The 13,281-nt window shown below is 65.8% G+C and carries 12 protein-coding genes; 11 read left to right on the forward strand and 1 reads right to left on the reverse strand.

What is annotated here, in order from left to right; all coding sequences use genetic code 11:
* Positions 1 to 97: 97 nt before the first annotated feature.
* The 11 genes from flhF to AC1DE1_RS15220 all read left to right on the forward strand — a co-directional run bounded on the left by flhF (position 98) and on the right by AC1DE1_RS15220 (position 12,033).
* Entirely contained in the window at positions 98 to 1,522 is a 1,425-nt protein-coding gene (gene flhF, locus AC1DE1_RS15170) for a flagellar biosynthesis protein FlhF (protein ID WP_477176994.1), read from the forward strand.
* Positions 1,519 to 2,460: a nucleotide-binding protein gene (locus AC1DE1_RS15175; protein ID WP_441602967.1), complete on the forward strand. Its 942-nt coding sequence runs from the start codon at positions 1,519 to 1,521 to the stop codon at positions 2,458 to 2,460. Before flhF ends, AC1DE1_RS15175 begins: the two co-directional genes overlap by 4 nt.
* Before the next feature lies 1 nt (position 2,461).
* Positions 2,462 to 3,235: an RNA polymerase sigma factor FliA gene (locus tag AC1DE1_RS15180; protein WP_477176995.1), complete on the forward strand. Its 774-nt coding sequence runs from the start codon at positions 2,462 to 2,464 to the stop codon at positions 3,233 to 3,235.
* A gap of 157 nt (positions 3,236 to 3,392) precedes the next feature.
* Entirely contained in the window at positions 3,393 to 3,800 is a 408-nt protein-coding gene (gene cheY / locus AC1DE1_RS15185; protein ID WP_121882234.1) for a chemotaxis response regulator CheY, read from the forward strand.
* A complete protein-coding gene (locus AC1DE1_RS15190; protein ID WP_441602965.1) occupies positions 3,797 to 4,438 on the forward strand; it encodes a protein phosphatase CheZ in 642 nt (213 codons plus the stop codon). Before cheY ends, AC1DE1_RS15190 begins: the two co-directional genes overlap by 4 nt.
* Positions 4,439 to 4,441: 3 nt before the next feature.
* Complete coding sequence (locus AC1DE1_RS15195) at positions 4,442 to 6,397, forward strand: chemotaxis protein CheA (RefSeq protein ID WP_477176996.1); 1,956 nt, start codon at positions 4,442 to 4,444, stop codon at positions 6,395 to 6,397.
* 1 nt (position 6,398) lies between these two features.
* The gene (locus AC1DE1_RS15200; protein ID WP_441602963.1) at positions 6,399 to 7,139 is read left to right on the forward strand and encodes a flagellar motor protein; all 741 of its coding nucleotides are present in this window, start codon (positions 6,399 to 6,401) and stop codon (positions 7,137 to 7,139) included.
* Positions 7,140 to 7,154: 15 nt separating this feature from the next.
* Positions 7,155 to 8,306, forward strand: coding sequence for a flagellar motor protein MotD (gene motD / locus AC1DE1_RS15205; RefSeq protein ID WP_441602962.1), 1,152 nt, complete (start codon positions 7,155 to 7,157; stop codon positions 8,304 to 8,306).
* 52 nt (positions 8,307 to 8,358) lie between these two features.
* Positions 8,359 to 8,820 carry a chemotaxis protein CheW gene (locus AC1DE1_RS15210; RefSeq protein ID WP_441602961.1) on the forward strand — a complete coding sequence of 154 codons (462 nt, stop codon included), beginning with the start codon at positions 8,359 to 8,361 and terminating at the stop codon, positions 8,818 to 8,820.
* Between the two features lie 86 nt (positions 8,821 to 8,906).
* Positions 8,907 to 10,844: an AI-2E family transporter gene (locus AC1DE1_RS15215; RefSeq protein ID WP_477176997.1), complete on the forward strand. Its 1,938-nt coding sequence runs from the start codon at positions 8,907 to 8,909 to the stop codon at positions 10,842 to 10,844.
* Positions 10,845 to 11,088: 244 nt separating this feature from the next.
* A complete protein-coding gene (locus AC1DE1_RS15220) occupies positions 11,089 to 12,033 on the forward strand; it encodes a SphA family protein (RefSeq protein ID WP_477176998.1) in 945 nt (314 codons plus the stop codon).
* Between the two features lie 18 nt (positions 12,034 to 12,051).
* Here the strand turns inward: AC1DE1_RS15220 and AC1DE1_RS15225 are convergent, their stop codons facing one another.
* Positions 12,052 to 13,260 carry a DUF2252 family protein gene (locus tag AC1DE1_RS15225; protein ID WP_477178553.1) on the reverse strand — a complete coding sequence of 403 codons (1,209 nt, stop codon included), beginning with the start codon at positions 13,258 to 13,260 and terminating at the stop codon, positions 12,052 to 12,054.
* Between the last annotated feature and the right edge of the window lie 21 nt (positions 13,261 to 13,281).

Genomic DNA, 13,281 nt, shown 5'->3' on the forward strand with positions numbered 1-13,281 from the left:
ACATCGAGTCGTTGGCGAATGGGCGGTACGTGCCACGAGGCACGGCCGCGCAGGTTCGCCGCGCGTCCCTCGTCCCTGTTTCGCGGAGCAGCAAGGCATGAAGATCAAGCGTTTCGTGGCCCCGGATATGCGCCAGGCCATGCGTGAAGTGCGCGAAGACCAGGGACCGGATGCGGTGATCCTGTCCACGCGCCGGATGGACGACGGCATCGAGATCATCGCTGCCGTGGATTTCGACGAAGCCCTGGTGCGCGAAGCCGCGCGCCACGGTGCGCCGCTGGAAGTGGAAAACCGCGCACCGGCTGCTGCCGCGTCGCAGCGCGATGTGGAAGCCTCCGTTGCACGCCGTGCGGAAGTCATGCCGCCGCCGCTGCCGACGGCGAACCGTCACGAGGACGATGGCGTGACCGTGTCGCTCTCGCGTCGCGCCACCGCCGCGCCGCGCATGGAGCCGACGATCGAAACGCTGGGGGCCCGCAAGCCGGCCGCCTCGCAGGCCAAGGCGCTGGAAGAAAAATCCGCACCGGTGGAATCTGCGCAGGCCAATGTGGCCGGCGAGGTCACCGCTTCGATTCACCCCTTGCTCGAACGCGCCATGCAGGACACCGCACGCGTGCGCGCCGAACTGGGCAGCCTGCGCGACCTGCTGGAAACGCAGCTGTCCAGCCTGATCTGGAACGACCTGGAGCGCCGTCAGCCGATGCGCGCCCGTGTGCTGCGCGAAATGACGCGGCTCGGCATCGAACCGGATGTGGCCCGTCAGCTGGTCGGTGAGTTGCCGGTCGAGATCAACGCCGAGCAGGCGCGCTACCTGCCGCTGGGCGTGCTCAGCCGAAGCCTGTCGATCAGCCCGCGCGATCATTCGGAGCGCCGTGGCGTGACCGCACTGGTCGGTCCCACCGGCGTGGGCAAGACCACCACCATCGCCAAGCTCGCCGCGCGCGCGGTGATGCGCAATGGCGCATCGCAGGTCGCGCTGGTCAGCACCGATCACTACCGCATTGGCGCCGCGGCGCAGCTGGAACATTACGCCCGCCTGCTCGGCGTGCGCGTGTATCCCGCCTACGACGCCGACAGCCTGCGCCATGTACTGGAATTGCTGCGCGGCCACCACACCGTGCTGGTGGATACCGCCGGCCTGGCCGGCGGCGATCCGCGCCTGGCCGAACAGCTGGAAGTGCTGGGCAACGGCGGCGATCTGCGCGCCTGCCTGGTGATGGCGGCGAATGCACATGCCTCGTCGCTGGACGAAGCGGTGCGCGCCTACCTGCCGGTCAAGCCGCACGCCTGCATTCTCACCAAACTCGACGAGGCCCCGAGCCTCGGCGGCGCGCTGTCGGTGCTGATCCGTCACCGACTCGCGCTCGACTACGTCACCGATGGACAGCGCGTGCCCGAAGACATCGCCACAGCCGATGCGCGGGTGCTGGTGTGCCGTGCCGCGCAAGTGCTCAAGGGCACGGCGCCGGCCGATGACGTGGTGATGGCGGATCGCTTCGGACTAGCGGTGGCAAGTGCATGAGCGGTGTCTTTGCAATGAACCAGGCGATGGGGTTGGAAAGCATGCTGCGTGCGCTGACCGAACGACATAGCCGACAGGCGCCGGTCCAGGACCAGGCGTATGGATTGAGCGGCTCTGCGCCGCGCAAGCGTTGCCGCGCCATCGCGGTGGCCGGCGGCAAGGGCGGCGTGGGCAAGACCACGGTATCGGTGAACCTGGGCATGGCGCTCGCCGTGCAGGGTCACCAGGTGATCCTGCTCGATGCGGACATGAGCCTGGCCAATATCGACGTGCTGCTCGGCCTCACGCCCACGCGTCATATCGGCCACCTGCTCGACGGCGTCTGCTCGATCGAGGATCTGCTGATGACCGCGCCGCACGGCCTCAAAGTGGTGCCGGCCGGTTCGGGCACGCGTCGACTGGCGCAGCTGGGGGCGGGCGAGCACGCGGCGGTGATCCGCGCGTTTGACGATCTGGTGACACCGCCGGACTACCTGGTGGTGGATACCGCCGCAGGACTTTCCGACAACGTGGCGATGTTCGCCGCCGCCGCCGATGACGTGGTGGTGGTGGTGTGCGACGAACCAGCTTCGCTCACCGATGCGTATGCCTTGCTCAAGGTACTCAGCCGCGATTTTGGCGTGCGCCGCTTCCGCATGGTGGCGAACATGGTGCGCAACCTGGGCGAAGCCAGGCAGCTGCATCAGAAACTCGCACGAGTTTGCGATCGCTTCCTCGATGTGGCGCTGGAATTCATGGGCCATGTCCCGCATGACGAACGACTCAAGCAGGCCATCCGTCGCCAGAGCGCGGTGGTGGACCTGTGGCCGTCGAGCCGGTCGGGATTGGCATTCAAGCAATTGGCGGGTGCGGTCGATACATGGGGTGAACCCGAGCGACTGGGCCTGGATCGCATCGCCTTTTTCAGCAGGCAGGCCGCAGTAGCAACGGGGTGGTGACATGAGTGTGGCTTCCGAATATCTGCAGCTGACGCGGCAGAGTGCCGACGAACTGGTTCGCCAGCACGCTCCCTTGGTGCGAAGGATCGCCTATCACCTGATGGGTCGATTGCCGCCCAGCGTGGACGTGAGCGACCTGATTCAGGCCGGCATGATCGGTTTGCTGGAGGCCGCGCGCAATTTCACCACCGGCAAGAATGCGAGCTTCGAAACGTTTGCGGGTATCCGCATCCGTGGCGCGATGCTCGACGAATTGCGGCGCACCGACTGGACCCCACGGTCGGTGCATCGAAAAGTACGCGAAATGGCGGAGGTTGTTCGTCAGATTGAAATCGAAACCGGTTCTGATGCCGATGACGCCGAAGTGATGCGGCGACTGGGCATGGGCGCCGAGGAATATCACCAGGTGCTGGCCGACGCGGCGAGTGCACGCCTGCTCAGCCTTTCCGCACCGGATGACGCGGATGGTGGCGCGGCGTTCGACGTGGCCGATGGCGACAGCCTGAGCCCGGCGGACAGTGTCGAGCACGAAGGCATGCGCGAGGCCCTGGTGGAAGCCATCGGCGGCCTGCCCGAACGCGAGCAGCTGGTGATGTCCCTGTACTACGAGGAAGAACTGAACCTCAAGGAGATTGGTGCGGTGCTCGGCGTGACCGAATCGCGCGTGTGCCAGATCCACGGCCAGGCCATCGTGCGCTTGCGAGCGCGGATGAGCGGTTGGCATGAGGGGCAGGAAAGGAAGGCAGGAAAACGTAAAGGGGCGAGGGGCGACTAACAAGGGCGTGAGTCCGGACGGTCGCTGCGCCGTGCAGGGTCGAACCGACGTCCGGTCGTTGCGCCCTCGCAACCCGACGTCCGGTCGTTGCGCCCTCGCAACTGGTCCCTCGTCCCTGTTCAACACAAGTCATATCTACGCGCAGCGGAGAAAGCGTTTGGACAAGAATATGAAGATCCTCGTGGTGGACGACTTCTCCACCATGCGGCGCATCGTTCGCAACCTGCTGGTCGAGCTGGGTTTCAGCAACGGCCTGATCCAGGAGGCCGACGATGGCGAGAACGCCCTGACCATGTTGCGCAACAACGCCTTCGACATGGTCGTGACCGACTGGAACATGCCCAACATGACGGGCATCGACCTGTTGCGCGCGATCCGCGCCGAGCCCTCGCTGAAGGGCATGCCGGTACTCATGGTGACCGCCGAGAACAACCGCGACCAGATCATTGCCGCCGCCCAGGCCGGCGTGAACGGCTACATCGTCAAGCCGTTCACCGCCGCGACCCTGCAGGAAAAGCTGAGCAAGATCTTCGAACGTCTGGCCGCCAGCGGAGCCACCGCATGAACGCACAAGTTTCCCTGATGGCTGGCGAAGCCATGCCGCCTGAATTGCACGACCTGCTCAACAGCGCCGATGGTGCTGCCTTTGAAAAGGCCCTCGACGCGCTGGTGCGCGAGCGCGAACAGCGCGTGTTCCGCGCACTCGGCCTGCTTGCGCGCGACCTGCACGATGCCGTGCGCCGCCTCGGCGGCGACCTCGCGCAGGAAGGCGTGCCGGGCAGCGTCGCCGATGCACGCAAGCACCTGGAAGACGTGCTGGAAATGAGCTCGCAGGCCGCGCATCGCTCGCTCGATTTCGTCGAGCGCATGCGTCCGCAGGCCGACGCGCTGGCCGAGAACGCCGGTGCCGTGATCGATGGCACCACTGAAGGCGAAGTTGCGCATGTGCTGGCGACGCAGTCGCAGGCGTTCGCCCATGCTTGCCGCGATGGCCTCGCCGATTTCGTGGTCGCGCAGTCGTGGCAGGACCTTTCCGGTCAGCGCATCAAGAAGGTGGTGAATTTCATCGGCAGCGTGGAGAACTCGCTGCTGGAACTCGTGAGCCTCACCGGCGCGCTGGCGTCGGGTGAAGCCGCCGCCGGCCCGGTCAAGGTCACCAGCCAGGATGAGGCGGATCGTCTGTTGAGCGAATTCGGTTTCTGATCGATGGATCCCTCGTTCGACAACGAGTTGCGCGACGATTTCCTGGTGGAAGCCGGGGAACTGGTGCAGCGCCTGGGCGATCAGCTGATCGGGCTGGAGGCCTCGCCGCGCGACGCCGAACTGTTGAACGCGGTGTTCCGCGCGTTCCACACGGTGAAGGGCGGCGCGGGCTTTCTTGCGATCGAGCCGATGGTGCAGCTGTGCCATCACGCCGAGGATCTCCTCAACGTGGCGCGCAACGGGCAGTTGCTGCTCGACGCCAGCCGCATGGATGCGCTGCTTGAAGCGTTGGATCTGCTCAACGACATGATGGCGGCGCTGGCCGGCGGCACGGGGATGGCGATGCCGCCCGCTGGCCTGCTGCAACGCCTGATGCCGGGCAAGGCCGCTGCACCGGCGCCCAAGCCGGTGGCCGCGCCGGTAGCGCCGCCGCCGAGCGACGGCACGATCGACGATTCCGAATTCGAGGCCTTGCTCGATAGCCTCTATGGGAGCAGCGGCGCACCGGGTGCGCCCGCGGCGGTGGCCGAATCGGGCAGCATTTCCGACGACGAATTCGAAGCCTTGCTGGACAACCTGCATGGCAAGGGCGGCCAGCCTGGCGCGACGACGAACGCGGCCGTCGCATCGTCAACCGCAGGCACGATCTCGGACGACGAGTTCGAATCGCTGCTCGACAATCTTCACGGCAAGGGCGGACTACCGGGCGCGAGCGCGCCGGCATCCGCTCCTGCCCCCGCACCTGCTCCTGCCGCCGCACCGGCTAAGCAGGCGGCGCCGGCGCCCGAAAACACCGTGCGCGTGGACACCGCCCGCCTCGATGCCCTGGTGCACCGCGCCGGTGAGCTGGTGCTGGTGCGCAACCGACTGCTGAGCCTGGCGGCCAAGACCGGCGATGAAACGCTCGAGCTGGCCGCCACCGAACTCGATCGCGTGGCCGATGCCTTGCAGAACGCCGTGCTCGGCATGCGCTTGCAGCCGGTGGGCCGCTTGTTCCAGCGCTTTCCGCGCATCGTGCGCGATCTTTCGCGCCAGCTCGGCAAGGAAGTGGAACTGATCCAGGAAGGCGAGGGCACCGATCTCGATCGCAGCCTGGTCGAAGCGCTCGCCGATCCGATGGTGCACCTGATCCGCAACGCGCTCGATCACGGCCTGGAAATGCCGGACGAACGCGAGCGCGCCGGCAAGCCCCGCAAGGGCAAGGTGACGCTGGGTGCGAGCCAGCGCGGCGAGCGCATCGTGATCACCGTGTCCGACGACGGGCGCGGCATGAATCCCGAGATCCTGCGCCGCAAGGCGGTGGAGAAGGGGTTGATGGATGAGGCGCAGGCTTCGCGCCTCACCGAGAACGAATGCTACGAAATCATTTTCCGCCCTGGCTTCAGCACGGCCGCCACCGTCTCCGACATCTCCGGTCGCGGCGTGGGCATGGACGTGGTGAAGACGCGCGTGGTGGAGCTGGGCGGCACCTTGTCGGTGCGCTCGCAGCTGGGCAAAGGCAGCACGCTGGAGCTGGCCGTGCCGCTGACGCTGGCGATCCAGCGCGTGCTGATGGTGCGCGTGGGCTCGCGTCTGCTTGCGCTGCCGCTGAGCAATGTCGATGAAGTGTTCGAACTGGCCTCGGGGCAGCAACAGCAACTGGACGGGCGTGCGGTGGCTTCGCATCGCGGCCGCGCGCTCGCGCTGGCCAACCTTGGCGGCTGGATCGGTGTGGACGCTGCGCCGGGTCGCCACGTAGTGGTGCTGCACATCGGCCATATGCGCCTGGGCTGCCTGGTGCATGAAGTGCTTGGCCGCGAAGACGTGATGGTGAAACCGCTCGGCCCCCTGTTCGAAGGCGTGCCCGCCGTGGCGGGCGCCACCGTTACCGGCGACGGCCGTCTTGCGCTGGTGATGGATCTTGCCGGCTTGTCCGGCAGCGACGGTCAACTCCTCCCATCCCTCCGAGTGAATACCTGACATGGATCTGGTAAGTCTCATCGGGACGATCCTGGCCTTCGTGGTCGTGATCGTCGGCACCATCCTCAAGGGTTCCAGCGTGGAAGCGCTGTGGAATCCGGCGGCATTCGTGATCGTGTTCATGGGCACCATCGCGGCACTGCTCGTGCAGAACTCCGGCAAGGTGCTCAAGCACGCGATGTCGATGTTCCCGCTGGTGTACAAGCCGCCGCAGCACCAGCCATCGGATCTGATCAGCCGTATCGTGGGCTGGAGCGAAATTTCGCGTCGCCAGGGCCTGCTGGGCCTGGAGCCGCAGATCGACGCGGAAAACGACACCTTCGTGCGCAAAGGCCTGCAGCTGCTGGTCGACGGCAGCGAGCCCGAGGCCATCCGCGGCGTGCTCGAAGTCGAAGTGGGCGCGCGCGAACACCATGATCTGGCCGGCGCGAAAGTGTTCGAGCAGGCAGGCATCTTCTCGCCGACGATGGGCATCATCGGCGCGGTGATGGGCCTGATGGCGGTGATGCAGAATCTGGCCGATCCGAGCAAGCTCGGCCACGGCATTGCCGCTGCGTTCGTGGCGACGATCTACGGCGTGGCGCTGGCCAACTTGTGGATGCTGCCGATGTCGGCGCGCCTGAAGGCGCTGATCCACAAGCAGACGCAGATGCGCGAAATCCTCATCGAAGGCCTCGTCTCCATCGCCGAGGGCGCCAACCCTCGCCAGATCGAAGCGAAGCTCCAGGGTTACCTGGCGTAACGGAGGCGCAGCGTTGTGGCCAGGAAGAAGAAACACCACGAAGACCACGTCAATCACGAGGCCTGGGCCATTCCCTACGCCGACCTGATGACGCTGCTGCTCGCCTTCTTCGTGGTGATGTACGCGGTCTCGGTGGTAAACGAAGGCAAGTACCGCGTGATGTCCAACTCCATCATCGAGGCGTTCAATGGCTCCAGCCACGTGATCGCGCCGATGCCGCAGACGCGTGCGCAGCCGCACAATGTCGATCCGGCGATTGCCTCGCCGGGGAGCCAGCCTGGCGCGGCGACCATCCCGGTAAGCGTGCCCATTCCAGGACGCCCGCAGATGGTGCGCGCCGTGGATACCCGTGCCGCCTCCCCGGTGGAAGAGAAGCGCAATCTCGAAGTGATCCGCGACCAGGTGGTGCGCGCGCTGCAGCCCTTGATCGACAAGCAGATGGTGATCGTGCGCAAGACCACCTCGTGGCTGGAAGTGGAGCTGCGTACCGACATCCTGTTCCCCAGCGGCGTGGCGAAACTGTCGCCGGAAGCCAACGAAGTGCTCAACAGCATGGCCTCGATCCTCAAGCCATTCCCCAATACGGTGCGCATCGAGGGCTATACCGACGACAGGCCGATCAACACCGCGATGTATCCGTCCAACTGGGAGCTGTCCGCCGCCCGCGCGGCGAGCGTGGCGCGCCTGTTCACGGAGCAGGGCGTGGATCCGACCCGCCTGGGCATCATGGGCTGGGGCGAATACCACCCCAATGCCGACAACGCGACGGAAGACGGTCGCAATCGCAATCGCCGCGTGCTGATCGTGGTGCTCAGCGAAGAAGGCGAGCCCAAGCGATTGGAAAACAATGCACCGGGCGCAGGCCAGCTCACCGCCGACAGGCAGGGCGCGCCGGCTCCCGCAGCCTCCGTCGCGTCCCCGGCCAGCGCCGCCGTGGTCGCCAACACCAAGCCCGCCACAGCCGTGCCCACGGTGGAAGTGGTGGCGCCCCGGTTGATCGACGAAGTTCCGGTGAACCAGGTAATCCTCGCCAAGCCCCAGCGCAGCGTGCCGGAGGACGTCGACTCCGGTCCGGAAGTGACGCCACGCGCCAGTCTGCCCAACGTCGCGGCGGGTGCGATCACCGTGGGATCGGCCCACGTGGCCGCGCCGGAGCATGGCCCGTGATTTGCAAGCCGGTAGTACCCAACACCCATCCCACCGTCGGGGAGCCATCGCCATGAAACATGTACAGAACGCCCAGCACTGGCTGTCCTTCCGCATCGGCGGGCAGTTGTATGCCGCGCCGCTGACGCAGGTGAGCGAAGTGTTGCGCGATGGCGAGCTGACCCCGGTGCCGGGTTCGGCGCACGACGTGCTGGGCATCCGTCACCTGCGCGGCCGCATTGTGCCCGTGCTCGATGGACGCCGTCGCCTGGGGCTGCCCGACGAAATGCGTGTCGACCCATTCCAGGTGCGTCAGGTGATGCTCTCGCATGGTCCGCATCTGGTCGGCATTCGCGTGGATGCGGTTGGCGACCTGCTGGACGCCGCCGCCGCCGATATCGCACCGCCGCTGCCGGGCGCCATGGCGCGTGAAGACGATCCCGTGCACGGCGTATTGCCATCACAGGGCGGCTTCGTAGCCTTGCTGGATGTGCGCCGCCTGTGCCGCTTGCCGCTGGAACAAGAAGCGGCCTGACCCAACCGACATCGGGCAAGGCTATCCTTGCGCTATCCGGGACGACGTCGTCGTCCCGGACACGCCGCGGTGTAGAGGAGATGCCCATGTCGTCGCAAGACCCCACTTTGCCCGCCGTGACGGCGAGCCAGCGCGCGGTTGTCATCATCGCCGCGGCATCGGTGCTGGCGTTGCTGTACTTCGGGCGTGAGGTGCTGGTGCCGATCATCCTGGCGCTCTTTCTCAGCCTGCTGATGGCGCCATGGGTGCGCTTGTATCGCCGCATCGGCCTAGGCCACGGCATGTCGGTGATGATTGCGGTGCTGGCGCTGGTGGTCATCGTGACCGGCACGACGGCGATGATGGGCACGCAGGTAGTGCATGTGGCGCGCAGCCTGCCGCAGTACGAGGCGACCATTCACACCAAGGTGCAGTCGCTGCGCGAACAAACGGTGGGACGCCTGGATCTCCTCAGTGGCGAACTGGGCAAGGTGATCGACGAATCCGGCCAAGGGTCGGCACCTGTCACGGGTGCGGCCGCGCCCCCTTATCTGACCAACGCGCCTGCCGTGCCCAAGCCGGCATCAACCGCGACCAAGCTGCCTAGTGCGCCGGTGTCGGTGATCACTCGGGTGCTGTCCACCGCGTGGGTCCCGGTGGAAACGGCGGGCATCGTGCTGGTGGTCCTGATTTTTGTGCTGCTGGAACACGAAGCCCTGCGCGACCGCTTCATCCGTCTCGCCGGCGGTGCGGACCTGCGCGCCACCACGGCCGCGATCAACGATGCAGGCGAGCGGCTCTCGCGCTTTTTCATCTCCACTTTCTCGGTCAACTTTGGCGTAGGCGTGGCGATCTGGCTGGGCCTGGCCGTCATCGGCGTGCCCAGCGCCCTGCTGTGGGGCCTGCTCACGGCGGTGATGCGCTTCGTGCCTTACATCGGTGTGTGGCTGGTGGCTGCCGTGGTGAGCTTGTTCGCGGCCGCCGTGGCGCCGGGTTGGTCGCTGCTGCTGATGACGGTGATGTTGTACCTGGTGGTCGAGATCATCGTGTCGCAGCTGATCGAGCCGTTTCTGTACGGGCACACCACGGGCCTGTCGCCACTCGCCGTCGTAGTGGCCGCGATTTTCTGGAGCTGGTTGTGGGGTCCGGTGGGCCTGCTGATGTCCACGCCGCTGACGCTTTGCCTGGTGGTAGCGGGCCGTCACGTGCAGGCGTTGAACCTGCTCAATATCCTGCTCGGGGACACGCCGGCGCTGACCATGCCGCAACGCGTGTATCAGCGCGCCTTGTCGGGCGATGCGAGCGAGATCTTGAGCGAGGCGCGCGAATTCCTGAAACGCAAAAGCTTCGCCGCATATTGCGACGCGGTGCTGCTGCCCGCGTTGCAGCTGGCGCGCATCGACCTGGCGGCTGGCGCGATCAGCACCGAGCAGCAGACTGCGGTCAAGCGCGCCATCGTGACCGTGGTGGAGACGCTCGACAGCCATGAAAGCAAATGGGCGCGCTGGCGCCGTCGCAGCTCGGTGCTGGAGAGCGTGAGCATCGGCCGCAGCCTGCGCCAGCACCGCGAAGATGCGTTTGGTCGCTGGCAGGGGCCGCTCGCCGTTGCGCCGCGCTCAGTCGTGCTTTGCCTGGGCCTGGGTTCGGTCGCCAGCGACTTTGCCACCGAACTGCTCACCCGCATCCTGCGCGACCTGAATATCGATGCGCGCCATCTTTCCGTCGAGGATTTTGCAGCCTTCGACGCCGAGCCGCATCCGGAAGCCACGCCCAACGCTGTGTCGATGGTCTACATCGTCAGCACCCACCCGACCAAGGAGCGCGAGAGCTTCGACGAGGCCGTTGCGTTGACTCGCCGCGGGATTCCGGATGCCTGCCTGGTTGGTGTGTTCTTTCCCGAACCGCTGGCGGCGACGGAAGTGGAGCCGCCGGTCAATGCCGAGCTCAACGAAGTGGTCACGTCGCTGGAGCAGGCGGCGCAGCAGGCGATTGCGCGCTTTCCGGAAGGTGGCGTGGAGCGCGAGGTTCGCGGCGCCACTATCTGACGGCGCGTGTCCTGACACCGCAGCGCCCAGACCGCACGGATGCCGTCGCGCGGATCGCATGTCGCAAGATCATGGCGCGGCATTTTTGGTACGCGGCCCGCACGCCGTTCTGCGTATTTCTACGTAGATCCAGTAGGTGGATTTTCGCTTGTCCGACTCCCGTGATCCGTAGAGGCTGAGGCCGTGCGGGCAGTCCGGCTGCCGCACGAAACGCGCATGCCGTCGCGCCACGCCTGGAGCTGTCATGAAACGAATCGCGCTGTATGGCGTCCCGTTGGCTGCGCTGTTTGCCTTGCCACTGCACGCCACGGAAACGGGCGTTGGCCGCTCCATCACCGGCATGCAGGCGACGTCGTACTCGGGCCTGATACCCCCGGAGCCGGGGCTCACCTGGCAATACGGCTATGCGTATTACGACGGCTCGATCAGCGCGTCCAAGCAGGTGCCTATCGCCGGCGGCGGCTCGGCGCTGGGTCTCAAGGCGGAGTTCCAGCTGGCCACGATCACCGGCCTGTATATCTGGAAGACGGCGCCTTCGTCCTGGAATTTTGCCTCGATGATGACCATGCCCTTTGCCTACGTCGATGCCAACGTCAACGCACGGCTCGGCGGTTTCAGCGCGAGTCGCTCATCCCACGTGCTGGGGCCGTACGACTTGTTCTTCGCGCCCGTGATCGCCAGCCATCATTTCAGCCAGACGCAGCACATGTCGTTCTCGCTGTACTTCTATGCGCCCACCGGCGACTACAAGGATGGCCGCCTGGCCAATGCCAGCCTCAACACCTGGACCTTCTCGCCCACCATTGGCTATACCGGGTTGTTCGACCAGGGCTCGCTGGAATGGAGCGCCACCACGGCAGTGGACTTCTACACCAAGGACAAGGCGACCAATTACCAGAATGGTTCGGTGTATCGCCTCGATACCTTGCTGGTAAAGCGCTTCCCCACGGGGTGGGGCGTGGGCGCCGTCGGCGGCTGGATCTATCAACTGGAAGACGACACGGGGCCGACGGCCGATCTTCTTGGCGGCTTCAAGGGACACGCACTGGCGGTGGGCCCGATGGTGAACTACCTCAAGAAGTGGCAGGGCGGCCAGGTCGAATTCTCGCTGCGCTGGCTGCACGAATTCGATGTCACCAATCGACTGCAGGGCAACCCGGCGATGCTGTCGGCCACGATCACGCTCTGACGGTTCTGTGCGAACGATTCAGGCCTGGCCGCCCACGTAACGGCGGCAGTGGTCCAGATAATCGCGCTCATGCATCGACAGCAGGCCGGTCACGGCCTGCCATAGCCACGACGGTGCATCGAGGGTGCGCGAATGATTGCGTTGCAACTCCTGGCACCAGGACTTGCGCGTGGCCGGATCCATCTGACGCGAATGGGCGTGTCCCACCACGTGGGCGAGAAAGGCCGCCACGCGCCGCGCCTGCTTGCGATGCAGGCGGGCAATATCGATCTTCAGGTCCTGCGGCAGCAGTTCGCGCACAAACACCGGCTTGTCCAGCAGGTGCGTGGGACGCATGCGATTGCCCAGCGCCGGCGACAGGTGACGTGCCGCAAGCACCACGCGCTCGGCATGATCGCGCGGCATGCGCACCCGTTTCGCGCGGGGCGCGATCGAAGCGGCCGCTTCCTTGATATCGATCAGGCACAGATCATCGCCTTCGACCGCATTGCCATCCACGTCGAGCAAAGCGGCATAGCGCAGCTTGCCGAGCGAACTGCAGCCTTTGCGCCAGTACGCGGCATCGAGCACGTTTACCTCGCCGGTGGGATCGCGATGCTTCCACTGTTTGGCGAGCGCATCCAATTCCGGTTGCCTGAAGATGGCCTGGATGGCTTTGCGCTCTTTGGCGACGATCGGCCAGAACTCCTTGCCCAAGGGCAGCTCCAGTCCGGCCCCGTTGGTGCGTTCGTTGGCAAGCGACCTCCAACTGCGTCTGGCCGCTTGCTTCATCACCAGCTTGATGGTGCTTGGCATGCTTGGTTCGGGATCGTCGGTTTCCGGAAAAGCGGCCTCGTAGCCGTCGAGCATCGCTTCCATCATGTTGGCGGTGGTGATGCCGGGCAGATCCGAACCGCGTGCCGCCATGGCGAGCGAGAGTGCGAGCCGCACGAGGTCGTGTGCGGGATTGCCGATCACGCTCTGGTCGAAATCGCGTATCTGGATATGCAGCTTGCCCTGGTCGTCCGCCACCGGGCCAATGTTGCCGATATGGCAGTCGCCGCAGATCCAGATCGCCGGTCCCACCGGCAGGCGCGGCGCTGCTCGCGAGTCCAGCCATGCGTAGAACTGCGCCGTGTTGCCGCGCACATAGGCATGCGCCGAGCGGGCCATCTTGGTATTGCGTCGTCTGGTCAGGGCATCCTGGCGATGCGACGGCGACACGCTGGCGTTGCGGGAACGGGACATAAGCGATCCTGTGTGTGCAGG

The organism is Dyella sp. 05T440, from assembly GCF_056395965.1.